The sequence below is a fragment of the Nocardia sp. NPDC051832 genome (assembly GCF_040681285.1).
GTDB lineage: Bacteria > Actinomycetota > Actinomycetes > Mycobacteriales > Mycobacteriaceae > Nocardia.
Genome location: NZ_JBFAYL010000002.1, coordinates 889,950 through 915,605 on the forward strand (window position 1 = coordinate 889,950; position 25,656 = coordinate 915,605).

Genomic DNA, 25,656 nt, shown 5'->3' on the forward strand with positions numbered 1-25,656 from the left:
GCATACTGGCGGGACGGCGATCGAATCGAGGAGACACGATGCCCGGACGGCGACTCACCAGTACCGACCGTCGCAAGATCGCCGCCGGATTGGCACAGGGCCTCGACCATGCGCGGATCGCCCGGGACCTGGGTCGTCCCACGTCGACGGTGAGTCGTGAGGTCGCGCGTAATGGTGGACCGGGCCGATACCGTGCGGACTTGGCGCAACTCGCCACCACACACCGGGCCCGGCGCACGCCGCGCTCGGCGACGCTGCCGCTGACCGAGGAACCCGCCGGTCCGGATCCCGAGACCACGGCGGCGTTCAGCGCGGAATTCACCGCGGCCCTCATCGACACCGGCTTACCGCGTACCGCCGCCGGGGTGATGACCTGCCTCTATGTCTCCGAAACCGGTAGCCGCACCGCCGCCGAGCTCGCGCGGCACCTCCAGGTCAGCGCGGCGACCATCTCGCTCGCGGTCGGTCTGCTGACCGACCAAGGCCTGATCAGCCGCCGCCGCGACGAAACTGGCAGGCGCTACCGGTATTTCATCGATGACGACGCGGACTACCGCTCGGCGATGGTCGCCTTCCACGCCAACCAGCGCCTGGCCGACAGCGCGTTGCGCGGCGCGGCGCTCTTCGGCGCCGACACCGCGCCCGGCGCCCGGCTCGCCCTCGCTGGGCGCTTCCTCGAACAACTCGGCAACGAACTGATCCGTGCCGCGGAACGCTGGCGTGCGACGACGGGTCTCGACGTTGCGGCACAGCGCGACCGCTGACCGAGGGCGCCGGCGGCCGCGCTGCTCCGGCTAGGACGCGACGGGGATGTCGACGTAAGCCGGGCCGGAGAGTGTCACCGTGCCGCCCGTATCGGGTTGATCCGGATAGAAGTAGAGCAGATCTCGGGCGTCGGTGATCAGGACCAGTTTGTGGCCGATCGGAATGTGATAGTCGGTGGCCTGCAACTGGATTCGCAGCTCACTCGGCTGGCCTGATTCGTTCTGCACCGTGGCCGCGGCATGGGTGATGATCCGCATGGCGCCGGTGAACGGATTCAGGTCGAAGAGGTAGGCGATGACGGTGGCCGAGTCCGCGGACGTGGCGAGAGTCAGCGCGACTTCGGGAATCCCCGCGAGGTGCTGGGGTTGCGCGAACGAGTGTGTACTCCACACCGCTCCCGCGGAGCGGTCGACCTCGGCGAGTTGCTGCCGGTGCGGAACGAGCAGTCGCTCCCGGAACCCGTCCATGACCAGGGTCGTGACGGCTTGGACCTGCTGACCGCCCGCTTGGAAACTCTGGCCGAAATCGGCGGGCGCTTCGAGACTCAGTGCGCCGTCCGGAGATTGACCGTTGGGTGCGGTCAGGTAGTAGCGCCGGGCGGGCCGCATCCAGGATTCGAGATCGGTCGCGGCGGCGGTGCCGAAGGTGTGCATGGATTCGGTGTGCACCGCGCCGTCGCGATCGATCCCGTTGTCGATGCCGCGGAGATAGCGGTCGAACCAGGCGTAGGCGGCTTCGGTGGTACGGGTGTACACCCCGAGCAGCAGGCCCGGGATCTCCACCGCGCCATGGTCGCCCACGGCCAGGTCCAGGCGTTTGGGGCCGGGGTAGCGGTCGAAGAAGGTCAGCAGCTGGTTCTGCGGGAAGATCGTCTCGTGCCAGAAGCTGGTGAAGAAGGTCGGCACCGCGCGCAGCTCGGGCAGGTGGGCCGGAGAGCGGCGGTGCGCGTAGTCCAGCACCTGCTCGATATTGGTGTCGGCCCGGAAGTCGTCGAGCACCTTCAGCAGTTCGCCGCTGGGGCGGTCGCTGATCGCGGCGAGCGCCTCCGCCGCCGCGGTGTGGCGCGTCCCGTTGTCATAGAGCGCCGCACCCAGATCTGCCCAGGTGCTCAGCGCGACAACGGCTTTCACGCGGACATCGGCCTGGGCGACGAGCTGGCTGATGCCGGATCCGTAGGAGATGCCGGCCATGCCGATCCGGTCCGGGTCGGCGTTGAGCTGGGAGTGCGCCAGCGCCCAGTCGATCACGTGGCTGCCGTCGTAAACGTCCTCGGGACCGGCGACGGTCAGCTCGCCCTCAGAGCCCGGTAGGCCGCGCTCGGTGTAGGCGATGACGGCGTAGCCGCGGATCAGCAGCCGAATGATGGCTCCGGAGTACATCTTCCATCCCGCCGGGTCCAGTCCGGCGGGCAGCACGATGAGCGGATGCGGGCCCTGGGCGAGCGGCCAGGCGGCGATGCCGTCGAGCAGGACACCGCCTTCTCCGGGGATCTGGACCTTGCCGAGGGTGCTCTGTGCCCGCACCGCGGCGATGTCGTCGACCAGATACTCGGGTACCCCGGTCGTGCTGCCGCTGAGCAGGCAGTTCACCACCGCCTCGGCATCGGTTTCCTGATCGGGAGCCAGCAGCCGCACTTGATTCGAACGCGCGTGAGACATGGTCAGTCCTTTCGAGGGCGTCATCGGCCGTCGGAGATGGAGCGGAGTCGCGAACAGCGCTGTCGCGGGAGAACTGCCGCGAAACGGCAGGGTGGAACCGCGCCGGCGAGGACAGTGGCGGCGCCCGAAAAGCCGTCGAATTCGCCTAGAAGACAACAGCTTTGACCGAATGTTACGCCCCGGTTTCCGGCGTCGGTCCGGATTGGGAATGGATACCCGGGAGTCGGATTCCGCGGAAAATCAGTGGCCGCGGACCCGGCCCGCGCGGCATCATGATTCCCATGTTCCGGCAGTTGATCATCGCTTCGCCCGCAGCCGCGGGCGCGATGGCCGCTGCCCTGGTGGTCGCTGCCGCATTCGACGGCGCACGACGCTGACCTTCCCCGGGACGTCCCCGGGACCTCAGACGGGGGAGGTCGTCCGGCGTTGAGGTCCCGATCTACGACTCCCAGGGAAGGTTCCCATCATGGCCAAGCAGGCCTTCGTTCGTACCAAGCCGCATCTGAACATCGGCACCATCGGTCATGTCGACCACGGCAAGACCACGCTGACCGCCGCCATCACCAAGGTGCTCGCCGAGCGCGGCGGCGGATCCTACGTGCCGTTCGAGCGGATCGACCGGGCTCCGGAAGAGCTCGAGCGCGGTATCACCATCAATATCGCGCACGTCGAATACGAGACCGCCACCCGGCATTACGCGCACGTGGACATGCCCGGTCACGCCGACTTCGTGAAGAACATGATCACCGGCGCGGCGCAGGTCGACGGCGCGATCCTGGTGCTGTCCGCCCAGGACGGGGTGATGCCGCAGACCGTCGAGCACGTGCTGCTGGCCCGGCAGGTCGGGGTGCGGCACCTGGTCGTCGCGCTGAACAAGGCCGACGTCGGGGACGCCGACCTGCTCGAGCTGGTCGAGCTGGAGGTCCGCGATCTGCTGACCGCCAACGGCTACGACGGCGCGGGCACCCCGGTGGTGCCGGTCTCGGGTCTGCGTGCGCTGCACGGTGATCCGCGCTGGACCGCAGCGGTGCTGCGGTTGCTGGACGAGGTGGACACCCATATCCCCACCCCGGTCCGATACACCGACGCGCCGTTCCTGCTGCCGGTCGAGAACGTGCTCACCATCACCGGGCGCGGCACCGTCGTCACCGGTGCGGTGGAGCGCGGCCGGGTCCGGATGGGTGACCGCGTCGCGGTGCTCGGCTTCGGCTCGGACCTGGAGTCCGTGGTCACCGGTGTCGAAACCTTCGGCCGGACAATGGAGTTCGCGGAAGCGGGCGACAATGTCGCGCTGCTGCTGCGCGGCGTGCAGCGCGGCCAGGTCCGCCGTGGCCAGGTCGTCGCCGCGCTCGGCAGCGTCGGCGTGCACACGCGCTTCACCGCGCGCCTGCACCTGCTGTCGGCGGCGGAAGGCGGTCGCCGCACCCCGATCGCCACGGGTTACCGCCCGCAGTTCTACCTGCGGACCGGTGACGTCGTCGGCGATGTCACCCTCGACGCGCCCCGCGCCCACCCGGGCGACACCGTCGAGGTGCGGGTGACGCTGGGCCAGCCGGTGCCGCTGGAGCCGGGCCTCGGTTTCGCTGTCCGCGAGGGCGGCCGCACCGTCGCCGCCGGCACGATCGACGCGGTCGAGGACTAGCGGGTCGCCTGGACGCCGGGCGGGCACAGTCGCCTGTGTCCGCTCGGCGTTCGCGTCCGAATGCCACCGGCGGTCAAGGCCATCGGCGTGCGGGGCGAGGGGTCACGTGGCGTTCGAGGGCCGATTGCTCGCGCGCGGTGGCCGCCGGATGACCAGGCGATGGCGGTGGCTCAACAGGAGGTTAAGGATGGCTGTGTGGGGTGCGGGGTGTTCGCCGCGCTCTTAGAATCCGACTCGTGTATGAGGGTGCCGGTGGCGCAGTGGAATTGGCTGTGCCACCGATCGCGCGGATGCTGCTGCACGCGGATGGGTCGACCACTCGCTTGCTGGAAGCGTTACTGGGGCAGCGAGTTTCGCTGGAGGTAGTCGAGCAGCAGGCGACGCTCGCGGCGACCTTGGCGGCGGAGGTCCGGGCGGCGCTCGGTTGCGGGGCCGCGGACGAGGTGGTGTACCGGCGGTCGCGGTTGTGCGCGGCCGATGGCACGGTGGTGTCCAGCAACGAGGTCATCGTGGTCTGCCGGGAGCCCGAGATCGCGCGACTGCTGACCGATCCGGTCATTCCGATCGGGCCCGCGCTGGCGGCCGCCAGCAGACATCTGGGGCGAGTGCTGCTGGCGACCGGATGGGATATCTGGCCGCTGTCGGAGGCGGACCAGTGCGTGTACAAGCAATATCTGCTGCTGGATTCGGCCTCGGTCCCGGTCGCGCACATCCGGGAACGATTCAACCCGGTCTTCGTACCTGTTGCGTGAGGTATCCCCGGACCGGCGGGTCGGTATGGGTGGAAACCGGGAGTGCGGTCGAAAAACCCTGTGGCGTAAGCATTTCCCGGACACGGGCGATGCGCGCCGGGATAATCGGTGCTTCGAGCCTTTTCGGGGGGCGAGAGGAGACCACGGTGTCGGATGCACGAGAGTTCTCGTTCGGCACGATGGCCGGCGTCAATCCGCCCCTGGCGCAAGCGCGCTTCCTGATCCGAATGGCCCGGCTGGGGCAGCTGGATTCGATTGTCGCGCCGGATCATCTGATCAGCGTGTTTCCGAAGGCGGTCTGGGACACCGACTTCACCCCACAGGCCAAGGCGGTCGCCAGCCCGGACGAGCAGTTCGATTTCGCGCCGCTGCTGGCCCACCTCGCGGCGGGCGCGGGCAGGATGCAGCTCGGTGTCGGCGCGACCGACCCGCACCGGCGGCATCCGGTGCTGCTGGCCCAGACCTTCCTGACCCTCGCGCACATGACGAAGGCGCCGCCCATTTTGGGCATCGGGTCGGGAGAGAAGGAGAATCTCGACCCGTACGGCTTCACCTGGGACCATCCGGTGAGCCGGTTCGAGGAGGCGCTCCAGGTACTCCGCGCCTGTTTCGAGACGAAAGGGCCGATCGACTTCGCCGGCAAGTACTACCGAATCGAGCGGGCCCCGATGGATTTGACCGCACCCGCGGGCCGGGAACCACAGATCTGGATCGGCGCGCACGGCCCCCGCATGCTGGAACTGACCGGCCGTTACGCCGATGGCTGGTACCCCTGGGAGGCGCTCACTCCGGAGGAGTACGCGGGCAAACTCGAGCTGGTCCGGACCGCGGCCCGCACCGCCGGCCGCGACCCGGAGAAGATCGTGCCAGCGCAATTGATCTCGATCATCACCGCCCGCACCCGGGCGGGGATCGCCCGCCAGTTGCGCGCCCCGGCGGTACGCTACCTCGGCCTGATGGCCCCGGCCGCGCTGTGGGCGCGCTGCGGCGCGAAACATCCCTTCGGCGAACACTATCGAGGGCTGATCGAACTGATGCCGCACCAGCTCTCCCGGCAGGAGGTGCTGGACGCGATCGCCGAGGTACCCGAGGAAGTACTGCACGAATGGCTCGTGATCGGTACTCCCGCTGAGATCCTGTCCCGGCTGCGCGCCCAGGCCGACGCCGGGCTGCGGCACGCGATCGTGTTCCCGAGCTCGGCGCTGGTCTCCAACGCCGACGCGGCCTTCGGCTACGGCGCCGTGCTGTGGCTGGCGGCGCGCTGGCGCCGCCAGACCAGCTGAGCTACTCCGGGATCGCCACGCTCAGTGGAACATTCACCCAGCTGGGCTGGGCCGGATCCAGGCGGAGATGCTGCGGCGCGAGCCCGCTGTCGGCCAAGGCCAGCATGGGTGGCAGGCCCTTGGGCAGGTTGCTGGCATAGATATCGATGCGGAGCCGGTGCCCCGGTTGCAGTACCGCTTCGGTGGGATCGATGCCGATGTCCAGCGTGACCGGCTGCCCGGGCGTGACGGGTTCGCGGCGGGCGAGATCGAGGTAGTACTCCGGATTGGTGTAGTCGCCGTTGGGCGCCCGGGTGCTCTGGGCGTCATCGATCTGGCGCAGCGAGGCCAGCAACTGCCCGGAACTGAGCTCGCGAGACCGGCCGTCCGGGGAGACGTCGTTCACGGTGACCACCCAGTAGCCGTCCGGGCGGTCCAGGACGGTGTTGAGGTGTGCGTTGATCGGTCCGGAGAGCACGGTCGGTTCGGTCACCGGGTTGCTGGTGAAGGTGAGACCACTCTGCTCCCAGATCCGCGAATCCTGGTCGCAGGCCATGATGATCGAGGGAATCCCGGCCCAGATGCGCGAGGTGTCGCGCGAGCACAGACTCAGCAGGCCGGGGGTGACGGTCAGATCGGCGACGGTCTGCTGGTGCGCGGTGGCGGCGAGGCTGCCGTCGTAGCGCGAGTTCGCGGTACCGGAGCGCCGGTCGTCGAGATACATCCGCTGCGGGGTGCTCTCGGCCCGCGGGTACGACGGCGCCGAAGACCACTGTCCGCCCTGTTGTTTGAGGGTCAGTGGACTGTACTCGTCGACGTGGTTGTCGATTCCCTTGAGCCACTTGTCGAACCACGCGCGTTGCAGCGCGTCCAGGCGGGGCGGCATGCCGGGCTTCCCGAATCCGGCGACGCCCGCGCCCGCGTGGAAGCCTTCGCCCATGATCAGCTTCTTCTGCGTGCCCGGCAGGGCGAGCGCGTTGTAGGTTTCGGTCGGCGTACTGCCGAAGATGTCCCACCAGGCGCTCACCAGGAAAGTCGGCGCGGTGATCTGTTCGGGGTTCGCCTTCAAGCCTTTGCGCAGATCCGAATCCGGGTCGATGAGGTCCCGGGTCTTGGGCGTGAGCTGTCCGGTGTCCATGGCGGTGAAGGCGTTGGCGACCACGTCCATGAAGGTGAGCGGGTCGGCCACCCGGTCTTCCAGCCATTTTCGTTGCTGTGCCGGGTCGAATCGGCCCGCGATGATCGCCTCGACGTCGGGCGCGAACTTGGCCAGATTGACCGCCATCGGCCACACCGCCGCGAACCCGAATCCGACGCCGCCACCCGGGATGACGATGTCGTCGATCAGGTCGCCGCTGGAGATCAGGCTGAAGACCGCCTTGATGGCGGGGTGGCCGCGGTCGGCCGCGCGCAGGGCCGCGATACCGGTCGCCGAGGTGCCTTTCACCGCGACGGTGCCGTCGCTCCAGGGCTGACTGGTGATCCAGTCGATGACTTCGGCGGCGTCCTCGCGTTCCTTGTCGCCGAACAATTGCCACTTGCCTTCGGAGGTACCGGTGCCACGGATATCGACATGCACCAGGTTGTAGCCGCCGCGCACCAGATCGAAGTTGTGCGCGGCGGCCTGGAGGATGCCGGAGTCGAGTTGCCGGCTCAGATCGGTCAACCCCTCCAGCCCGGAACCCGGCGGCGCGCCGACCGAGGCCAGCGCGGGCAGCAGGACCTCGTCGACGCCCGGAATCTGCAGCATCGCGGAGGCCAGGTTGACCGCAATCTTGCTGTAGGTCTCGAATTCGATGATGGTGGGTAGTTTTTCCCCGGTGGGGCTGCCGTTGCCCGGTCGCTGAACATCCAGTTTGAGCACTGTGCCGTCGCTCATGGTGACCGGAATCGCGAGGTCGGGGAACACATCCGGATACGATTGCGGCCCATCGACGGCGGCGTTCCAAGCGGCGGCGTGTGCCCCGCCGTCGATATCGGTGAATCCGGGGGGCGGTGCGCCGACGGCCGACGGCGCGGTCGCCGTCAAAACCATGGTGGCGAGAAGTACTGCGGGTCGGGCAAACCGCGTCGTTCGGGCCCTCGAATACATGCCGATTCCCTCTTTCGTCTGCTGAACATCGCTGAGTATGTCGGCGCACTCCGGGCCGGCGATTGCTCCAAGACGACAAAGATTTGCGGATCGGCCGCTAACCTACCGATGAGTAAGGACTCCGGTGGCTCCGGACGTCCGCTCGAGAGGAGGATCGGCGATGGTGGTCATGACGCGGGCGGCCGGTCTGCGCGGATATGCCGAACTGGTCGATGAACTCGGCGGTGACGGCGTCGCGTTGCTGGCGCGGTTCGGTATCACTCCGGCGGCGCTGGACAGCGACGATGCGCTCGTCTCGGCCGAATCGACCGGCTGGGCGCTCCAGATCGCCGCGGCCGAACTGGACTGTCCCGACTTCGGACTGCGCCTGGCCGAACGGCAGGACAGCACCGTACTCGGCCCGCTCTCGATCGCCATCGCCAACGCCGAGACGATCGGCGACGCCATCAGGTGCGCTGCCCGGTACCTGTTCGTCCATCACCCTGGCATCTCGGTGGCCCTCGTGCCTGATCCGGAGGGCCGCACGGGCACCGTCGCACTCAACTACCGCGATCCCGGTGAGGCCAACGGGATCGTCCAAGGTGTCGATCTCGCCGCGGCGACCATTCACGCCGGATTGCGGCGGGCGGCGGGCGGCGACTACGGGCTGCGCACGGTGTATCTGCCGCATCCACCGCTGGCACCAGCCCGGCGTTACACCGAATACTTCGGCGCGGCAGTGCGATTCGATGCCGAGACAACGCTGTTCCGCATCCCGTCCGAGCTGCTGACCCGGCCGGTAATGGGGAACGACCGCACGCTGCGCACGATTGCCATGGATTACTTGGCCCGCAACTATTCGGAATTGACCAAGTCCATGACGGCACGGGTGCGGGTGGCGATAGACCAGAGCTTCACCCAGGGGAAACCCGACATCGACGTGATCGCGAAGGTGCTCGCCATGCACGAACGCTCGCTGCAACGCGCACTGGCCGAGGAGGGCACCACCTTCAGCGAGGTGCTCGACGGGGCCCGGCGCGACGCCGCCTACCGGTTGCTGCGGGAAACCGAGATGACGATGACCGAGATCACCATCCTGATCGGGCTCGGCGAACAGTCCGCGCTGACCCGCGCCGTGCGCCGCTGGTTCGGCGCGACACCGCAGCAGGTCCGCGCCGCCGCCCGCGCCGAGCGCGGACACGGGCCACGAGTTTTGGTGTCGCGCAAGGGTTCCGCGCTGAGGTTCGCGACCGGGCCGGAACCGGACCGGCAGCGCTGAGGCTCATTCGTCCCGGTCGTAGTCGGCGACGCCGCGCTTCCAGTATCCGGCGATCAGGAAGTCCTTCGGACCTACCCCGAGTTCGGTGCGCACCCAGCGGCGCAGGGGGCGCAGGGCGCCCGCCTCGCCCGCGATCCACACGTAAACCCGTTCTCCGGCAGGCACTTCCACCTCGCGCAGGGCCTTCTCCAGGGCTTCGCCGCTGCCCGGCTCCGCCGCGCCGCGCGGCACCCAGCGCACCTGAACGCCGGGCGGCGGGCTCAGCTCGATCTGCTCGCTCTCCGCGCCGACCTCGATGAAGGCCCAGCCGGACGCGGTGCGGGGCAACCACTCCAGCCAGCGGGCAATGGCGGGCAGCGCGGTGAGATCACCGGCGAACAGATACTTGTCGTAGGTGCGCGGCACCACCACGCCGCCGGGCGGGCCCGCGATGTGGACGCGGGTTCCCGGGGTGACGGTCAGCGCCCACTCCGAGGCCAGGCCGCCGGGGTGGATCGCGAAGTCGATGTCGAGTTCGCCGTCGCCGAACCGGCGCACCGTGTATTCGCGCGAGACCGGCCGCGGCGCGCCCCATTCCAGGGACAGCCCGTCCCGCTGCGGCAGGCGCAGCACGCCGTCCTCGCACGGAAAGATCAGCCGCACATGCTCGTCCGGGACATAGCTGTGGAACCCGGCGAGGTCCGGGCCGGCGAAGGTGATGCGCAGCAAGCCGGAACCCACGGGAACAGTGCGCCGCACTTCGACCTCGCACAGTCCGATCGGGTAGCCGACCTTGGCGCCGTGCGTCCCGGCCAGGACTTCGTCGATGCGTTCGGCGTAGGCGCTGCGATCCATCATGCCGTTGAACTTAGCCTAACCTGACCACAGCCCGTGGCGGGAGGGGGCAACCCCCTAACTGCTGGATCAGACAGTGTTCCGGAACCAGGTTCTGGAACACTGTGTGCGATATAGCGTTTCCGCACAAATTCGTAGCAACGGGTGTGAGGAGGGGTTGTTGGGAACTGACCAGACACTGCTGCATCGGTTCGCGATTTCCCAGCTGACAGCGGCGGGGATCGATCGGAATCGGCTGATCCGGGAATGTGGAATTCCCGAATGGACGCTGACCGGAGACGGTGTACATCTACCGAGCGAGACCTTCTGGCGGGTGTGGGAGATCGGGGCGCGGTGGCTCGACGATCCGGATGTGGCGTTGCGGGTGGCCAGCCGATACGAGCTGAAGGCGACCAGACTCTACGACTATCTGTTCACCAGCGCGCCGACGGTCGGCGCGGGCTTCGCGACCTGTGGTCCGTACATCACCGCGGTCACCACCAACCATCGGTTCGATCTTTTCGACACCGACAACGGTCCGACGCTGCGGGTGGACATGGTCGACGGTGACGGACGCGCTCGCGACCAGACCCACCAGTGGGGCCTGGCAGCCGTGCTGGCCCGCGCCCGCCGCGTGGTCGACGCGCCGCTGATCCCGACCCGGGTCTCGTTGCGGCAGCGCGCCCCGCGCCGGCTCGACGCCTATCGCGAGGTCTTCGGCGATACCACCACCTTCGATTTCGGTGCGGACATGGACGCGATGACCTTCGCCGAGGCCGATATGCGTATGCCGCTGACGACCGCGGACCCGGACCTGGCCGAGGTGCTCAAGCCATTGGCCGCGGCCTTGCCGCCGCCACCGCCGTTGACCAGCGCCTGGCCCGAACGGGTCGCCGTCGCGATCGCCGAGGTCCTCGACGACGGTGAATTGTCACTGGAGCAGGTGGCGCGCCGACTGGCCACCAGCCCACGGACCTTGCAGCGCCGGCTGGCCGAAGCGGGTACGACGTGGCGGCGCGAATTGGACCGGGCCCGGCACGCCCGGCTCGCTTCGGCGGCGGCCCGGGGACCGTTGAGCCGGGGCCGGCAGGCCGAGCTACTCGGTTACGCGGATGCCACCTCCATGCGACGGGTGGCGTTGCGGTGGTCGGTGGCCACGCACGCGCACCGTTCGGACTCGCGCGCCTAGACCTTGAGGTGGCTGGCGGCGATGTTCCAGAACATGGCGCGATCCATCGCGCCCAGATCCCAGCTCTCGACGATCGCGCGGGAGGTGGCGACGATGCCCGGTACGTCGAAATCCTCGCGCGTCGCCGTCCCTTTGGCTTCCAAGGCCGTGATCACATAGGCGATAGCGGTTTCGTGCGAGTGGGGCACAACATCTCCAATCCGGCATTCGACGAGCTACGTGAAATGTGAATCAGGTCGGCGCGCAAGGGTGTGGATGCTCAGTCTTGCGTTCGCACTCGGGGCGCGACCAGCGCGGAACATGTCAACATCAGGCAAACGCGCCAATCTGACGGGCCGTGAGGGTTTGCTATCTTGAACGTTGTTCAAGCAGGTAGTGGAGGAAAACGTCGTGGATCGTGTCGAGAATGCCCGAGCGTCGAAAGTCGCCTTCTCCGCCCGGGATCTGGCACAGGTTGCCGTCTTCGCGGCACTGATCGCGGCACTGGGGCTGCCGGGCGCGATCACGGTCGGTTTCAGCGGAGTGCCGATCACGGTCCAGACCCTCGGCGTCATCCTGGCCGGCGCCGTGCTCGGCGCGCGCAAGGGCACGGCCGCGGTGCTGGTGTTCATCGCGCTGACGCTGATCGGTTTGCCGTTGCTGTCCGGCGGTCGCACGGGATTGACGGCATTGGCCAGCCCGACCGCCGGTTATCTGCTCGGCTGGATTCCGGCGACCCTGGTCATCGGCCTGCTGACCGCCCGGATCCTGCCGAAGTACCCGCTCGTGCTCGGCCTGCTGATCAACGCGTTCGGCGGGCTCGTGGTCATCTACCTGTGCGGTGCGATCGGGCTGCTGGTGCGCACCGACCTGGATCTCGCGCACGCCATCTCCACCAACTTCGCGTTCATCCCCGGTGATCTGGCGAAGGTCGTGGTCGCGACGGTCGTCGCCAAGGGCGTGCACCGGGCGTACCCGGGCCTGATCCGTGCCTGAGGTCGTCTTCGACGCGGTGCGGCACGCCTTCGGCGAGCGCACCGTCCTGTCCGGCATCGACCTGCGGATCAGCGAACGCCGCGTCGGGATCATCGGCGCCAACGGTTCCGGGAAGTCCACGCTGGCGCGGATGATCAACGGCCTGCTGATTCCCGCGGCCGGACGGGTCACCGTCGACGGCCTCGACACCGCGCGCAAAGGCGGTCAGGTCCGGCGCAAGGTCGGTTTCGTCTTCACCGACCCCGATACTCAGATCGTCATGCCGACGGTCGGTGAGGATCTGGCCTTCTCGCTGCGCCGATCCGGGCTGAGCAAAACCGAGATCGCGGCCCGCGTCCAGGAGACGCTGGTGCGTTTCCAGCTCGCCGACCACGCCGACCATCCCTCGCATCTGCTCTCCGGCGGCCAGAAACAACTGCTCGCCCTCGGCGCGGTCCTCATTCGCGAACCCGAGCTGATCATCGCCGACGAACCGACCACCCTGCTGGACCTGCGCAACGCCCGCGTCGTCGCCCAGGCGCTCGACGCCATGGACCAGCAGGTCATCGTCGTCACCCACCAACTCGCCCTGCTGGACACCTTCGATCGCGTCATCCTCATCGACAACGGCGCGATCGCCTTCGACGGCCGCCCCGCCGACGCCGTCCACACCTACCGCGCCCTGGTCGGATGATCGGCCTCTACCGGCCGGGAACCTCACCGCTGCACCGCATCCCGGCCGGCCCGAAAATCCTGCTCCTGATCGCCGCGATCGTCTCGGCAACCCTGTTCGCCGACAGCCCTTTCCGAGTCGGCCTCGCCGCCGTGCTGGTCGCCGCCTTGTTCGCCCTGGCGCGCATCCCCGCCGGAGTCGCTGTGGCACAACTACGCCCGATGACCTGGATGCTCCTGATCATCGCCGTATTCCAGCTGATCCTGACCTCCCCCGCCCAAGCCTTCGTAGTCTGCGGCGTCCTGCTGCTCTCGGTAGCCCTCGCCGCCCTGGTCACCCTCACCACCCGCGTCACCGACCTACTCGACACCGTCACCCGCGCCCTCACCCCCCTGCGCCGCTTCGGCATAGCCCCCGACCGAATCGCCCTCCTCCTAGCCCTCGCGATCCGCTGCGTCCCCCTCCTCACCACGATCGTCCAAGAAGTCGCCGAAGCCCGCCGCGCCCGCGGCCTGACCTGGTCCATGACCGCCCTGGTAACCCCGGTCCTGGTCCGCGCCCTCCGCACCGCCGACGCCCTCGGCGAAGCCCTCGCCGCCCGCGGCGTCGACGACTGAATCGTCCTGGGCGGCAGCTACTTCAGGGCCTACACGGAGACGACGCGGATGTGCTTTCCGCAGAGCTTGACCATGTCGTCGGTATCGGAGGTGAGGATGACGGTCGGCTTGGTCGCCCGGAGCGCGGTGGCGGCCACTACCGCGTCGATTGCGTACTTGTGGCCATGCAGACCTGCCGTGCGGAGTAGGTCGATGGCGTGGAACGTGATCTCATCGGTGACCGGTTCGATCCGCAGGCGTGACAGATACCAGCGAAAGCGCTCATTCTTCGCGCGCATGTCGTACCCCTCCACGGGGGTGAGTGCGCTGACCGCGACCCGGAAATCGTTGTCTTGCGCTTCGCGGACAAACGCGGTGACCCGCTGGTCCGCCGCACACCACTTCGACAAGCCTTCGCTGTCGAGTATCACTGTCCCAGCGCTGAGCCTGCTTCGTGTTCGCGCCACCCTCATTCCCCCTGTAACTCGGGCGAGGATTTCACCTCGCGAAACAGCGCTGCCGCCTCATCCTTGAACTCCTGGGGAATCGGCGCGGCCTGGGCTTCGTTGGCGACCAGCGCTTCTTCCAGGAGATCTCGTTCGATCTGGCGCTCGACGGCGGCGTCGACGTAGGCGGAGAATCCCCGCGAGCCGACCCGGTCACGGATCGCGCGAATATTTCCGGCCCGCAGCGAGACGCTCACCTTTGCCGCCGGACCCTCTCCTGGCGGGAAGTCAGCAGGTAGTGCACTCATTCTTCAAGTTTACTACTCGAAGTGGCAATTCGTGGCGCTACTTCGCGGTGGTTGCGACGTGGTGGACGCCGTGGGGGAGGGGGATGTGCTGGATGGGGGTCAGGCGGTCGGGGGTGACGCGGTAGATCTGGAGGCCGGAGCCGGGGGAGGTGGGGGTGCGGGGTTGGTAGATGGTGGCCAGGAAGTAGTTGCCGGTGGGGTCGAAGGCGCCGCCTTCGGGGAGGATGCCGTCGAGGGGGTAGTCGCCGAGTTTGGTGAGGGCGCCGGTGGTGGGGTCGAGGCGGAGGAGGGAGACCGAGGCTTGGGGGTCGTGGGCCGGGGAGTCGGGGGGAAAGACGGTGCCGCGCATATTGATGGTGGCTATGCGGTCGCCGGCGGGGTTGATGGCGATGCCCTCGGCGGACTTGTCGGACTCGGCGGTGGCGGTGACGTGGTGGTCGCCGGTGGCGGTGAGACGGATGACGCTGAGTTTGGAGCGGGTGGCGGGTAGGCGTTCGGCGAGGTTGGTGGTGGTGAGGTTGCGGCCCCAGTCCGAGGTGACGTAGTGGCGGCCGTCGGGGGTGAAGCGGCCGACGAAGGGGTCGGCGCCCGTGGTGACGGGAGCGCCCCAGGGGCGCAGGCCGGTGTCGTCGACCGTGAAGAACGCGACGCGGTTCTGCGTGGTGATGTTCACCGCCACCGCGCGGCCGTTGGGGTGCCAGTGCACATTGGTCGCGAGCGCGCCGCCGCGCGGGCGGGCGGGGTCGCCGGTGATGCCGAGCGTGGCCAGGTCGTACTGGCGCGATTCGCCGAATCCCGTTGTGGTCCAGGGGATCAACTGGATGATCGAGGCCTCGGCGGTGTTGGATGCGGTGGCGATCCGGGCGCCGTCGGGGCTGACGGCGAGCGCCTCGGGGGAGTGCGCGATCGTCGTGGTGCCGATGATGCGCGGCGAGCTCGAAATATCCACGGCGAAAAGGCGATTGCCCTGCGGGAGCTGCTGCGCCCGGGTCATGCCGGGTTGGCGCTGACCGAGCCGTTCGGTCACGAAAGCGGTTGTGCCATCCGGGGATAGCGCGAGCACCTCCGGAGCCGAGGTCACCGAGTTGGAGACTTCCAGGTGTTCGGCGCTGACCTCGCCGTTGTCGATGCGCAACCGGGTGAGCAGGTCACGCTGCCCGTCCGGGGCGAGCACGCCGTCGACGTAGGTACTGGCCAGGTAGTCCCCGTCGGAGACGGTGACTATTCGTTCGATCGTCACTGCGGCTTCGTCACCGCCCGAGCCGCAGGCGGTGAGCATCATGAGGGCGAGACAGGCGGAGAGTGTAGTGCGGGTGCGCATACGGCCAGTTTCGGCGCGGCTGTGATCGTGATCAATCGGGATATCCGCCTGTGTGATAGTGCAATACGATCACAGCGTGGATCTGCGCTCGGTCGAATGCTTCATCCGGGTCGCGGAGACCTTGCACTTCGGCCGCGCCGCGGAGGAGCTGCATCTGAGCCAGCCCGCGTTGAGTCAGCGCATCCGGACACTCGAACGCGATATCGGCGCAAGGCTTTTCGAGCGCAACCGGCGGTCGGTGCGGCTCACCGCCGCCGGTCACGCCTTCCTGGCCCCGGCGAGAACTGTTGTCACACAGGGTGAAAGAGCCGTGGACTCGGCTCGCCGCGCGGCGCAGGGCCGGCAGGGCCGACTGCGGCTCGGCTGCACCGTGATCGCCTCCTACACCGCCCTCCCGCAGGCGATCCAGGAGTTCCGGACCACCTGTCCCGAGGTGGAGGTCGATCTGGTCGAAGTCAATTCGCCGGCGCTGGAAGCGGCGCTGGATCGGGGCGAGATCGACCTCGGCGTCTTGCATCCGCCGCTGGAACGCCCGCACCTGCGGCTGCGCGCGCTGCCCGCCGAACCGTGCGTCCTGGCCCTGCCGGCCGGGCACCGGCTCGCCGAGCGGTCCACCGTGTCCTTCGCCGACCTGGCGGGCGAGCCGATGCTGGCCGCGCCCCGTAGCGTGGGACCGGTGTTGTTCGACAAGATGGTCGCCTGTTTCCGCGCCGCGGGCGTGGAGCCGCGCATCGTGCAGGAGGCGACCCCGGTGACGACACTGGCCGGATTGGTCGCCGCGGGCGCCGGCCTCGGATTCGTCACGCGCGGAGTCGCGACGGCGACCCGGCCGGGAGTGGTCTTCCGGGAGGTCCCCGGCGCACCGGCGGTTCCGATGGCGGCGGCGTGGGCCGCGGCGGAGCCGTCACCGGCAGGGGGCAGGTTCCTGGGGATTCTGGCGCGTCATCTGGGGAGCGTGAGCGCCTAATAAAAAAGGGCAAGGAGTGCGTTCTCCTTGTCCCTTCTCAATATATAGCGCACCCGGGGGCTTGCGGCAAGGCCGGGGTGCTGGCGCATAATCGCTGGCCGAAGCCTGGACCTGCGGAAATGGGAGTTGCGAATGCCTGTGTCACCTCAGGGATATGAAAACGAATTGCGGTCCGAGCAGGACTACGTGGCCGGGCTCTACGAACGGCTGGACGCCGAACGCACCCGAGTGCGGGGGAAATACGGGGCGGCGCTGAAGGGCACCGGCGTCTCGGCGATGGAACGAGACTTCGAGGTCCGCGCGCTGGCCAAGGAGGCCAAGCGCCTCGACGTCGCCGACAACGGCCTGTGCTTCGGCCGCCTGGACGCCGTCACCGGCGAACGCTCCTACATCGGCCGGATCGGCCTCTTCGACGAGGCGGACGAGTTCGAACCGCTGCTGCTGGACTGGCGGGCGCCGGCCGCGCGCGCGTTCTATGTCGCCACCGCCGCGAGCCCGGAGAACATGAGCCGGCGTCGTCAGTTCCACACTCGCGGGCGGCGCGTGGTCGACTTCACCGACGAGGTCCTGGGCCGCCCCAGCGGCGACGAGCACGGTGCCGACGCGGCGCTGCTCGCGGCCGTCAACGCGCCGCGCGGGCAGGGGATGCGCGACATCGTCGCGACGATCCAGGCCGAGCAGGACGAGATCATCCGGCTCGAACATCCGGGCGTGCTGGTGCTCGAGGGCGGCCCCGGCACCGGTAAGACGGTGGTGGCGCTGCACCGCGTCGCCTATCTGCTCTACACCCAGCGCGAGCGGATGGAACGGCAGGGCGTTCTGGTCGTCGGCCCGAATCCGGCGTTCCTGAACCACATCGCGCATGTGCTGCCCTCGCTGGGCGAGACCAATGTGGTGTTCATGACCGCCGGTGAGCTGCTGCCGGGTCTGCGCACCACCGCCGAGGACGCGCCCGAAGCCGCACGGCTCAAGGGCTCGCTGCAGATCCTGGACGTGCTCGCGGCGGCGGTCGCGGATCGGCAGCGGCTACCCGCGGAACCGATCACGATCGAACTGGCGGACGCCACGGTGCGGATCGACGCCGGCACCGCCGAGTGGGCCAGGGACGAGGCGCGCGGCACCGGCCTGCCGCACAACGAGGCGCGCGCGAAGTTCACCGAGATCATCACCTATGTGCTCACCGAGCGGGCGATCGGCCGGATCGGCAAGGGCTGGCTGGACCGCTCGGACAAGGAAGCCTGGGAGCAGATGCGGGAGGACCTGCTCGCCGAACTCGCCGAGAACGAGGCGTTCACCGCCGCGCTGGACCTGCTCTGGCCCACGCTGTCCCCGGAAACCCTGCTGGCGGAACTGTATTCCTCGCGCGACCGGTTGCGCGCGGCCGGCGGCGACGAGGCGCTGTACCGGGCCGACGGCGCGGCCTGGACGGTCTCGGACGTCCCGTTGCTCGACGAACTGTTCGACCTGCTCGGTTCCGGCAAGCCGGTCGACGACGCCGCTGAGCGGGAACGCCGGGCCGAGGCCGCCTACGCCGCCGGGGTGCTGGAGCAGCTGCTGGTCAGCCGCGAGGACCACATGGACGACGAGGACCACCTGTTCGCCTCGGACATGCTCTTCGGTGCGGACCTGGCCGAGCGATTCGTCGAGCGCGACACCCGCGAGCTCGCCGAACGTGCTGCGGCGGACCGGGATTGGACCTACCGGCACATCGTGGTCGACGAGGCGCAGGAGCTGTCCGAGATGGATTGGCGGGTGCTGATGCGCCGCTGCCCGGGCAAGTCGTTCACGATCGTCGGCGATCTGGCGCAGCGCCGGTCGGCGGCGGGCGCGACCTCGTGGGGGCAGATGTTCGAGCGGTATGTGCCCGGCCGCTGGGTGTACCGGTCGCTGACGGTGAACTACCGCACGCCGGCGGAGATCATGTCGGTCGCCGCCGCGGTGCTGGCGGAGTTCGCGCCCGAGGTGCGGGCGCCGGAGTCGGTGCGTTCGTGTGGTGTCCAGCCGTGGGCCCGGAAGCTCGCCGACGATGAATTGTCTTCGGCTATCGAGGAATTCGTGCGGGACGAAGCGGGGCGTGCAGGCACCAGCATCGTGATCGGGCCGCCCGGTGTGCCGGGGACGGTTCCGGCTTCGGAGACGAAGGGCTTGGAGTTCGACGCCGTGCTCGTGGTGGATCCGGAGCGGATCCTCGCCGACGGTCCGCGCGGTGCGGCCGAGCTCTATGTCGCGCTGACCCGCGCCACGCAGCGCCTCGGCGTGCTCCATCACGGCCCCTTGCCGCAGGCTCTGGCCGGGCTCGCGGAGGTTGGGCCGCCCGCTCGGGTCGGAAATCGGCGGTAGGCCCGGGTTTCCGGGACGCATGGTGTCGGTTACGCGTCGGAACGGTCGCGGACCGCACACAATTCCCTAGCGTTTGCTGAATATTTGCTATACAGCATTCGGTGATCGTTCCGTTTGCTGTTCGGCGAAGGGAGTTGGCGGTGGCGATGCGGCGCAGACAGGTACTTGCCGGACTGGCCGGAGCGACGGTCCTGACCGGATGCGGACTTGTCTCGAAAGACGCCGGCCCGCCGCCCGCGCCGGCCGTCATCACCTTCGGCCCCGAGCCCGATGGTCCGGAAGTGGATCCGCGCAAGGTGGGCAGCGTGGCGGTTGCCGCTGGAACGCTGAAGTCGGTCGAGTGGGTCGACGAGACGGGCCGCGCGCTGCCGGGCATCCTCGCCGAGGACAGGAAGACGTGGTACAGCGTCGAACCGCTCGGCTACGGACACACCTACGCCGCGAAGGCGGTGGCCACCGGGGCGACCGGCGATGTCACCGCCACCAACACCTGCACCACGGTGCTGCCGCCGCGGCTGACCGACGTGTCCCTGCGCTCGGCCAGCCTGGACGACTTGGTCGAGGGTGACACCCACGGCGTGGGCTTGATCGTCGTCGCGGTCTTCGACGAACCGGTCGATCGGGCTGCGGCGGAACAGAATCTGAAGGTCATCACCGATCCGCCGGTGCCCGGCGCCTGGTTCTGGGTCTCCGATCGCAACGCGCACTGGCGCCCGGAGCGCTACCACCGGGCCCACAGCACCGTCACCGTCGCCGCCAACCTCTACGGAGCCCGGCTCGGCGACGGCCTCTACGGCGCCCGCGATCAGCGCGTCACGGTCAACATCGGACCCGAGCGCATCGCCATCGCCGACGACAACACCAAACACGTCGAGGTCTTCGAGAACGGAAACCTGGTGCGCAGCATGCCCACCTCGATGGGCATGGGCGGCGGCACCACCTCCGGCAGCAAATACCTGTCCTTCTGGACCCCGCCCGGCGTCTACACCGTCCTGCAACGCCAGCACCCGGTGGTCATGGACTCCGCCAGCTACGGCCTCACCGGCTCCGGCAGCTACAAGGTCACCATCAACTACGGTGTCCGCATCAGCCACGACGGCATCTTCCTGCACGAACTGGCGTCCAGCGTCTGGGCCCAGGGCAACACCAACGTCTCGCACGGCTGCCTCAACCTCGGCCCCGGCGACGCCGGCTGGTTCTACGACTTCATCGGCCAGGGCGACGTCGTCGAAGTCCGCAACACCGGTGGCGACCCCCTCACCATCTGGCAAGGCGGCGACTGGGGCATTCCCTGGGACCAATGGGTCGCCGGCTCTGCCCCGATCTGACCACCGACCTGCCTCGCGCTCGAGCATTGCCGAGTGTGCGGTCTCGACCCGTACTGCGGTGGCAGGCGGCAGATCTATACCCACTCGTGCTCCCGCAGCGGCTATCGGCTGTGCGGGAGCACGAGTGGGTATGTGGTTGGGAGTGCGGTCGCGGCGGTTAGGCCGCGGTGGCGAGCAGGCGGTTGGGGCGGGGCCAGCGGGGGTGGTCGGGGTCGATTACATAGGGATGGGTGTGGCGGTAGTGGGTTGCGTCGACGCGTTCGGCGTCGAGGAGGAGGGCTGGGTCGGTGGTGGTGATTTCGTGGAGGTGGGTCAGTTGTTCTGGGTCGTGCCGGGGCCACAGACGGAGGGCGAGGATGAGTCCGGTGGCGGCGAGGGTGAGCAGGGTCAGCCAGGTGACAGTGAAACCTGTTGTGGTGGTTAGCCATCCGGCGATGGGGTAGGTGATCAACCAGGCCAGGTGGGAGAGGGAGAATTGGGCGGCGAAGAGGGCGGGGCGGTCGGTGGGGCGGGCGGAGCGGCGGAGGATCTGGCCGGTGGGGGTGAGGATGGCGGCGGTCCCCGCGCCGATGGTGGACCAGATGGCGAGGGCGGCGTATCGGCGCCAGTCGCCGGAGTCGGCGGTGGACAAGGCGAGGGCGGCCGTTAGGCCGAGGAGGAGGGTGGCGGCGCCGGTGAGCATGACGGAGCGAGCGTCGATGCGGTCGAGGACGCGGGGGAGGGCCAGGGCGACGAGCATGGTGCCGAAACCGTTGGCGGCGAGCAGCATTGCCACGCCGGACTGGGTGCCGCCGAGAATGTCGCGGACGTAGTTGACGGTGTTGACCATGATGACCGAGCCGGCGGCGGCGACCACCAGATTCAGGCCGAGCAGGCCGCGCAGGCGAGGTGTGGCGGCGAAGATGCGCATGCCGACGGTGATGCGTTCGCGGAAGGAGCCGGCGGTGGCGGCTCCGGCGGCGGGGATTCGGGTGCCGAGGACCAGCGCGGCCGAGATGGCGAAACCGATCGCGGTGCCGACGAACAACCAGTGGAAGCTGATCAGCATCAGGGCGGCGGCCGCGAGCATCGGGCTCAGGAGGGTCTCCATCGTGGTGGCGAGCTGGGCCGCGGAGAGCGCGCGGGTGTATTCGCGTTCGTCGGGCAGGATGTCGGGAATGATCGCCTGGTACGTGGGAGTGTATGCGGCGGAGGCGGTTTGGAGGATGGCGATCAGCACGTAGATCTGCCAGATCTGGTCGACGAACGGTAGCGCCAGCACGATGGCGGCGCGGACGAGGTGCAGGCTCGTCAGGAAGCTTCGGCGGGGCAGGCGGTGGGCGTACGCGCCGACGATCGGCGCGACGGTGACGTAGACGACCATCTTGATGGTCAGTGCGGTGCCCAGGACGGCGGCCGCGGAGCTGCCGGCGAGTTCGTAGGCGAGCAATCCCAGTGCGACGGTGGTCAGGCCGGTGCCGAACAGGCCCGACACTTGGGCGGTGAACAGGCGCAGGTAGTCACGGTGGCGGAACAGAGTGGACATCAGAGGCTCTTTCTCGGGTAGTTGGCGGATCGCGGTTTCGTCGGCAGCAGCAATCGCACACGAGGGACTCCTTTCGGAAGGGCGCTGAGCGGGCAGAAAGGTGCCCGCTCAGCGGGTTTCAGGCGCGGGCGGCCGCGAGGGTGAAGGCGGCGGTGCGGACCACGTCGCCGTGCTTGAAGTCCAGGAACAGGCGGTAGGTGCCCGGTCCGGGGACCGCGGTGTGGAAGGTGATCTCCGGTCCGGGAGCGGTGACGCCGTCGCCGGGTTCACCGTTCGGGTGCACATGGACGTAGGCCAGATCACCGGCCCGAATGACCACCAGATGACCGAAGGCGGCCAGGTACGGCTGAAGATCGGTGACCAGCTGCCCGTCCTTGCGCACGGTGAGGGTGATCAGCTGACCCGCACCGTCCACCAGGTCGCCGTCGAGCGTGACCTCGTATCCGTCGACAGCCGCGGTCCGTGTGACCTCGGGGGTGGGCTGCGGCGCATAGGTACCGGCCAAAGCCAGATCCGCTCCGAGCGTGATGGTCTTGCCGAGCGCACGCGGCGCGATATCGGTGAACACCCGGTACGCACCGGCCTCCGGAAGGTTCAGCCGCACAACCCAAGTCCCGTCCGCGGTCAGCTCGGGATGTACATGCCAGAACCCGGTCAGCTCCCGCTGCACCACGATCAGATGCAGCTGCCGGTCATGAATCGCGTCGTACTCGGTGACAGCCGTGCCGTCGGGGCCCACGATCCGGAACCGGAAATCGATCTCGCCGGGTGCGGCGATCGGCGCGGCCAGCTCCAATGTGTAACCGTCCTGGGTGATTTGGAGCCCACCCGGCAGTCCGCCACCGTGTCCGGCGTGTGCGTCGTGCCCAGCATGCGCGGCGGGGGCGGCGGGGGCGGCGGCCTGCTGGTCGTGCCCGGCATGCGCGGCGTGGGTGGCGTGCTGGTCGTGACCGGCATGAGGGTCGTGACCAGCGTGCGCGGCGTGGGTGGCGGGGGCGGCGTGCTGAGCGTGGGCATCGTGTCCGGCGTGGGCTCCGTGCGCGGCCTCGGTGGTGTGGCCGGCGTCATCCCCGTGCGCGCCGTGGTGGTTGGTGTGGGTCTGGGTGGTGGTCATCGTCCCGGCCTTTCCGATCTTGTTTGTCCGACGACCAGAAACTTATACCCCCCTGGGGTATGACGCAACCGGGTGTGATGCAGCCCACTGGCGTGGAAACCTTTGCGGCGCAGGGTTGACATTTCAATACCCTACGGGGGTATGGTTCGGCCCCGAGTTCGAACACACCCGGAAGGACGGAACCGAAATGTCAACGCAGAATCCACCGGCCACGCGAAAGTGGTTGGCACTGGCGGTGATTGCCGCCGCACAGTTCATGGTCATCATGGACACCTCGATCATCGGCATCGCGTTGCCGAAGATGCAGGCCGAGCTCGGGTTCTCGCAGGAGAACCTGACCTGGGTCTTCAACGCCTATGTGATCGCCTTCGGCGGTCTGCTGCTGCTCGGCGGACGACTGTCCGACTTGCTCGGTGCCCGCCGCGTCTTCGGCGCGGGTTGGCTTGTGCTGCTTGCGGGTTCGGTCCTAGCCGGGGCCGCGGGCAATGTCGCATTCGAGCTGACCGGCCGCGTGGTCCAGGGCGCGGGCGCGGCGCTGATCGCACCGTCGGCGCTCACCCTGCTCATGATGCTGTTCGGCGGATCGCCGAAGGAGCTGACCAAGGCCCTCGCGGTATACGGCGCCGCGGCTCCGGCCGGCGGCACGGCCGGTGTGTTTCTCGGCGGCGTGATCACCGAATACATCAGCTGGCCCTGGGTTTTCTACATCAACATCCCGATCGCGCTGCTCGCGCTGATCGCCATTCCCGCCCTGATGCCCAGCGCACCCGCCCGCCGGGGTTCCATCGATCTGCTCGGCGCGATCACCGTGACCGCGGGCTTGGCCGCGGCCGTCTACGGCATCGTCCGGGCTCCGGAAGTGGGCTGGGGATCCGGTGAAACCTGGGGCGTCTTCGCCGCCGCTGCCGTCCTGCTCGGCGCGTTCGTGCTCGGCCAGACCAGGCACCGCGCTCCGCTGATGCCGCTGGGCATCTTCCGCGCCCCGAACCTGGCCGCCGCCAACATCGCTCAGCTCCTGCTCGGCGCGGCGTGGGTGCCGATGTGGTTCTTCCTGAACCTGTACCTGCAGCAGGTGCTCGGCTACAGCGCGTTCCCGTCGGGCGCGGCACTGCTCCCGATGACCACCTTGATCATGCTCGGCATGATCGTCCTGGCCCCGCGGGCGATGCAGCGTTTCGGCGCCAAGCCGATGATCGTCACCGGCCTGATCGTGCTGGCCCTCGGCTTGGGCCTGATGTCGCTGATCCGGCCGACCGGCAGCTTCTGGGTCGACGTGCTCCCCGCCTCCCTGGTCGCCGCGGGCGGCATGGCGCTGGCTTTCATCCCGTCCCTGGGCACCGCGATCGCCGCGGCCCGTCCGGAGGAGGGCGGTCTCGCCTCGGGCCTGGTGAACGTCAGCTACCAGGTCGGTTCCGCCGTCGGCCTGGCCGCGATGACCGCGGTGGCAACGGCTTTCGGCGCCGACCAACTCGGTGACCTCCCGCGCCTCACGGACGGTTTCGCGGCCGCGTTCCTGGGCGCGGCGGTGATCGCCCTGGCCGGAGCCGGGATCGCGGCGGTCACCATGCGCACCCCGGCGCAGGCGGAGGTGGTGCCCGAGACGGTCTGACGATGCCACCGGCACAGCACGGGTGGTCGCGGAATCTCCACGACCACCCGAATTGTGTCGCGGCTCAGCGTTGCAGCGTCGTCTCCTGCGTCATCCGGGACAGCTTCTCCGGATTGCGCACCGCGTAGAGGCCGGTGATCCGCCCGTTCTCGATGCGCACCGCCACCACGGTGTCGATCTCGTCGTCGAGCCGCAGCACCAGGGCCGGGTAACCGTTCACCTGCGTCGGCGCCAGCGTGGCCGCCGGATCGATCCGGCTCAGCACCCGCGCTACCACTTCCGCGCCCACGATCGGTTGCAGCGCAGCCTGTTTGACGCCGCCGCCGTCGCCGAGGAAGACGACATCGGGGGCGAGGATGTGCAACAACCCTTGCAGGTCCCCGGACCGGACCGCACGCTGGAACGCGGCCAGCGCCGCCTGGGTCTCGGCGGGCGAGGCGACGCCGCGCGGCCGCCGCGCGGCCACGTGTGACCGTGCGCGATGGGCGATCTGGCGCACCGCCGCCGGCGACTTCTCCACTGCCTCGGCGATCTCGTCGTAGTCCAGATCGAACACGTCGCGCAGCACGAATACCGCCCGTTCGGTCGGGGTGAGGGTTTCCAGGACCAGCAGCATCGCCATCGACAGGCTTTCGGCCAATTCGACGTCCTCGGCCACGTCCGGCGTGGTGAGCAGCGGCTCGGGCAACCAGGTCCCGACGTAGGACTCCTTGCGGCGGCCCAGTGTGCGCAGCCGGCCGAGCGCCTGGCGGGTGGTGATCCGCACCAGGTAGGCCCGGTGTTCCCGCACGGAATCGAGGTCTACTCCGGCCCAGCGCAGCCAGGTCTCCTGCAACACGTCCTCCGCGTCGGCCGCCGAGCCGAGCATTTCGTAGGCGACGGTGAACAGCAGATTGCGGTGGGTGACGAACGCCTCGGTGGCGCGATCTCGGAACTCTGGCACGTACACAAGACGCCTCTCGCGCCGGTTCTGTGACACCTCATATCGGTGGCGTAGGTCACAATTCGGTGCTGTCACAGGGCGCGGGTCCCCGGCATCTCATG

Annotated in this window: 23 protein-coding genes and 1 pseudogene; 14 read left to right on the plus strand and 10 right to left on the minus strand. The window is 68.6% G+C overall.

Annotation, left to right across the window (positions count from 1 at the left end):
* Positions 1-38 precede the first annotated feature (38 nt).
* Both AB0M14_RS13975 and AB0M14_RS13980 read left to right on the plus strand, forming a co-directional pair.
* Positions 39-197: pseudogene (locus AB0M14_RS13975) on the plus strand (helix-turn-helix domain-containing protein); the annotation flags it as partial.
* Between the two features lie 3 nt (positions 198-200).
* On the plus strand, positions 201-764 hold the full coding sequence (locus AB0M14_RS13980; RefSeq protein WP_364995769.1) for a helix-turn-helix domain-containing protein: 564 nt from the start codon (positions 201-203) through the stop codon (positions 762-764).
* 30 nt (positions 765-794) lie between these two features.
* Here AB0M14_RS13980 and AB0M14_RS13985 read toward each other — a convergent pair whose 3' ends face one another.
* Positions 795-2,423, minus strand: coding sequence for a CocE/NonD family hydrolase (locus tag AB0M14_RS13985; RefSeq protein WP_364993757.1), 1,629 nt, complete (start codon positions 2,421-2,423; stop codon positions 795-797).
* Between the two features lie 466 nt (positions 2,424-2,889).
* On the opposite strand from AB0M14_RS13985, the gene tuf reads away from it, so the two are divergent.
* The 3 genes from tuf (at position 2,890) to AB0M14_RS14000 (ending at position 6,100) form a co-directional block, all read left to right on the plus strand.
* A complete protein-coding gene (tuf, locus tag AB0M14_RS13990) occupies positions 2,890-4,065 on the plus strand; it encodes an elongation factor Tu (RefSeq protein WP_364993760.1) in 1,176 nt (391 codons plus the stop codon).
* Positions 4,066-4,301: 236 nt separating this feature from the next.
* Positions 4,302-4,817, plus strand: a complete 516-nt coding sequence (locus tag AB0M14_RS13995; protein ID WP_364993763.1) for a hypothetical protein — start codon at positions 4,302-4,304, stop codon at positions 4,815-4,817.
* 146 nt (positions 4,818-4,963) lie between these two features.
* Positions 4,964-6,100, plus strand: a complete 1,137-nt coding sequence (locus tag AB0M14_RS14000; protein ID WP_364993765.1) for an LLM class flavin-dependent oxidoreductase — start codon at positions 4,964-4,966, stop codon at positions 6,098-6,100.
* Position 6,101: 1 nt separating this feature from the next.
* Here the strand turns inward: AB0M14_RS14000 and AB0M14_RS14005 are convergent, their stop codons facing one another.
* Positions 6,102-8,114: a CocE/NonD family hydrolase gene (locus tag AB0M14_RS14005; RefSeq protein ID WP_364993768.1), complete on the minus strand. Its 2,013-nt coding sequence runs from the start codon at positions 8,112-8,114 to the stop codon at positions 6,102-6,104.
* 217 nt (positions 8,115-8,331) lie between these two features.
* On the opposite strand from AB0M14_RS14005, the gene AB0M14_RS14010 reads away from it, so the two are divergent.
* Positions 8,332-9,429, plus strand: coding sequence for an AraC family transcriptional regulator (locus tag AB0M14_RS14010; RefSeq protein WP_364993771.1), 1,098 nt, complete (start codon positions 8,332-8,334; stop codon positions 9,427-9,429).
* Between the two features lie 3 nt (positions 9,430-9,432).
* Here the strand turns inward: AB0M14_RS14010 and AB0M14_RS14015 are convergent, their stop codons facing one another.
* Positions 9,433-10,266, minus strand: a complete 834-nt coding sequence (locus tag AB0M14_RS14015; RefSeq protein ID WP_364993773.1) for a siderophore-interacting protein — start codon at positions 10,264-10,266, stop codon at positions 9,433-9,435.
* Between the two features lie 157 nt (positions 10,267-10,423).
* Between AB0M14_RS14015 and AB0M14_RS14020 the strand changes: the two genes are divergently transcribed.
* On the plus strand, positions 10,424-11,431 hold the full coding sequence (locus AB0M14_RS14020) for an AraC family transcriptional regulator ligand-binding domain-containing protein (RefSeq protein ID WP_364993776.1): 1,008 nt from the start codon (positions 10,424-10,426) through the stop codon (positions 11,429-11,431).
* On the opposite strand, the gene AB0M14_RS14025 is transcribed toward AB0M14_RS14020, so the two are convergent.
* Positions 11,428-11,619, minus strand: coding sequence for a hypothetical protein (locus AB0M14_RS14025; RefSeq protein ID WP_364993779.1), 192 nt, complete (start codon positions 11,617-11,619; stop codon positions 11,428-11,430). The two genes, AB0M14_RS14020 and AB0M14_RS14025, sit on opposite strands and share 4 nt — an antisense overlap.
* Positions 11,620-11,821: 202 nt before the next feature.
* Here AB0M14_RS14025 and AB0M14_RS14030 point away from each other — a divergent pair, with 202 nt between their 5' ends.
* From AB0M14_RS14030 to AB0M14_RS14040, 3 genes are read left to right on the plus strand one after another with little or no spacing between them, the layout of a single operon-like run.
* Positions 11,822-12,406 (plus strand): biotin transporter BioY, encoded by a 585-nt coding sequence (locus AB0M14_RS14030; RefSeq protein WP_364993782.1) that lies wholly within the window; start codon positions 11,822-11,824, stop codon positions 12,404-12,406.
* A complete protein-coding gene (locus AB0M14_RS14035) occupies positions 12,399-13,079 on the plus strand; it encodes an ABC transporter ATP-binding protein (protein ID WP_364993784.1) in 681 nt (226 codons plus the stop codon). Before AB0M14_RS14030 ends, AB0M14_RS14035 begins: the two co-directional genes overlap by 8 nt.
* A complete protein-coding gene (locus AB0M14_RS14040; RefSeq protein ID WP_364993787.1) occupies positions 13,076-13,675 on the plus strand; it encodes an energy-coupling factor transporter transmembrane protein EcfT in 600 nt (199 codons plus the stop codon). The genes AB0M14_RS14035 and AB0M14_RS14040 overlap by 4 nt, the downstream gene beginning before the upstream one ends.
* 29 nt (positions 13,676-13,704) lie before the next feature.
* Here AB0M14_RS14040 and AB0M14_RS14045 read toward each other — a convergent pair whose 3' ends face one another.
* From AB0M14_RS14045 to AB0M14_RS14055, 3 genes are read right to left on the minus strand one after another with little or no spacing between them, the layout of a single operon-like run.
* Positions 13,705-14,121 carry a PIN domain-containing protein gene (locus AB0M14_RS14045; RefSeq protein WP_364993789.1) on the minus strand — a complete coding sequence of 139 codons (417 nt, stop codon included), beginning with the start codon at positions 14,119-14,121 and terminating at the stop codon, positions 13,705-13,707.
* A gap of 2 nt (positions 14,122-14,123) precedes the next feature.
* The gene (locus tag AB0M14_RS14050) at positions 14,124-14,408 is read right to left on the minus strand and encodes a hypothetical protein (protein ID WP_364993792.1); all 285 of its coding nucleotides are present in this window, start codon (positions 14,406-14,408) and stop codon (positions 14,124-14,126) included.
* Between the two features lie 37 nt (positions 14,409-14,445).
* Positions 14,446-15,729, minus strand: a complete 1,284-nt coding sequence (locus AB0M14_RS14055; RefSeq protein ID WP_364993794.1) for a beta-propeller fold lactonase family protein — start codon at positions 15,727-15,729, stop codon at positions 14,446-14,448.
* A gap of 76 nt (positions 15,730-15,805) precedes the next feature.
* On the opposite strand from AB0M14_RS14055, the gene AB0M14_RS14060 reads away from it, so the two are divergent.
* The 3 genes from AB0M14_RS14060 (at position 15,806) to AB0M14_RS14070 (ending at position 20,364) form a co-directional block, all read left to right on the plus strand.
* Positions 15,806-16,696, plus strand: coding sequence for a LysR substrate-binding domain-containing protein (locus tag AB0M14_RS14060; protein WP_364993798.1), 891 nt, complete (start codon positions 15,806-15,808; stop codon positions 16,694-16,696).
* Between the two features lie 132 nt (positions 16,697-16,828).
* Positions 16,829-19,036 (plus strand): RNA polymerase recycling motor ATPase HelR, encoded by a 2,208-nt coding sequence (gene helR, locus AB0M14_RS14065; RefSeq protein ID WP_364993801.1) that lies wholly within the window; start codon positions 16,829-16,831, stop codon positions 19,034-19,036.
* A 146-nt stretch (positions 19,037-19,182) separates the two neighbouring features.
* Complete coding sequence (locus tag AB0M14_RS14070) at positions 19,183-20,364, plus strand: Ig-like domain-containing protein (protein ID WP_364993804.1); 1,182 nt, start codon at positions 19,183-19,185, stop codon at positions 20,362-20,364.
* Between the two features lie 157 nt (positions 20,365-20,521).
* Here the strand turns inward: AB0M14_RS14070 and AB0M14_RS14075 are convergent, their stop codons facing one another.
* Positions 20,522-21,889, minus strand: a complete 1,368-nt coding sequence (locus tag AB0M14_RS14075; RefSeq protein WP_364993807.1) for an MFS transporter — start codon at positions 21,887-21,889, stop codon at positions 20,522-20,524.
* A gap of 118 nt (positions 21,890-22,007) precedes the next feature.
* The gene (locus AB0M14_RS14080) at positions 22,008-23,003 is read right to left on the minus strand and encodes a hypothetical protein (protein ID WP_364993810.1); all 996 of its coding nucleotides are present in this window, start codon (positions 23,001-23,003) and stop codon (positions 22,008-22,010) included.
* Positions 23,004-23,190: 187 nt separating this feature from the next.
* Here AB0M14_RS14080 and AB0M14_RS14085 point away from each other — a divergent pair, with 187 nt between their 5' ends.
* On the plus strand, positions 23,191-24,612 hold the full coding sequence (locus AB0M14_RS14085; protein WP_364993813.1) for an MFS transporter: 1,422 nt from the start codon (positions 23,191-23,193) through the stop codon (positions 24,610-24,612).
* A gap of 64 nt (positions 24,613-24,676) precedes the next feature.
* Here the strand turns inward: AB0M14_RS14085 and AB0M14_RS14090 are convergent, their stop codons facing one another.
* Entirely contained in the window at positions 24,677-25,555 is an 879-nt protein-coding gene (locus AB0M14_RS14090) for an RNA polymerase sigma-70 factor (RefSeq protein ID WP_364993816.1), read from the minus strand.
* Positions 25,556-25,656 lie beyond the last annotated feature (101 nt).

Coding starts and splice junctions, on each gene's coding strand:
- helR (WP_364993801.1), top strand. CDS start 16,829: ATGCCTGTGTCACCTCAGGGATATGAAAACGAATTGCGGTCCGAGCAG.
- AB0M14_RS14005 (WP_364993768.1), bottom strand. CDS start 8,114: ATGGTTTTGACGGCGACCGCGCCGTCGGCCGTCGGCGCACCGCCCCCC.
- AB0M14_RS13985 (WP_364993757.1), bottom strand. CDS start 2,423: ATGTCTCACGCGCGTTCGAATCAAGTGCGGCTGCTGGCTCCCGATCAG.
- AB0M14_RS14070 (WP_364993804.1), top strand. CDS start 19,183: ATGCGGCGCAGACAGGTACTTGCCGGACTGGCCGGAGCGACGGTCCTG.
- AB0M14_RS14085 (WP_364993813.1), top strand. CDS start 23,191: ATGTCAACGCAGAATCCACCGGCCACGCGAAAGTGGTTGGCACTGGCG.
- AB0M14_RS14080 (WP_364993810.1), bottom strand. CDS start 23,003: ATGACCACCACCCAGACCCACACCAACCACCACGGCGCGCACGGGGAT.
- AB0M14_RS14050 (WP_364993792.1), bottom strand. CDS start 14,408: ATGAGTGCACTACCTGCTGACTTCCCGCCAGGAGAGGGTCCGGCGGCA.
- AB0M14_RS14010 (WP_364993771.1), top strand. CDS start 8,332: ATGGTGGTCATGACGCGGGCGGCCGGTCTGCGCGGATATGCCGAACTG.
- tuf (WP_364993760.1), top strand. CDS start 2,890: ATGGCCAAGCAGGCCTTCGTTCGTACCAAGCCGCATCTGAACATCGGC.
- AB0M14_RS14040 (WP_364993787.1), top strand. CDS start 13,076: ATGATCGGCCTCTACCGGCCGGGAACCTCACCGCTGCACCGCATCCCG.
- AB0M14_RS14055 (WP_364993794.1), bottom strand. CDS start 15,729: ATGCGCACCCGCACTACACTCTCCGCCTGTCTCGCCCTCATGATGCTC.
- AB0M14_RS14075 (WP_364993807.1), bottom strand. CDS start 21,889: ATGTCCACTCTGTTCCGCCACCGTGACTACCTGCGCCTGTTCACCGCC.
- AB0M14_RS14015 (WP_364993773.1), bottom strand. CDS start 10,266: ATGATGGATCGCAGCGCCTACGCCGAACGCATCGACGAAGTCCTGGCC.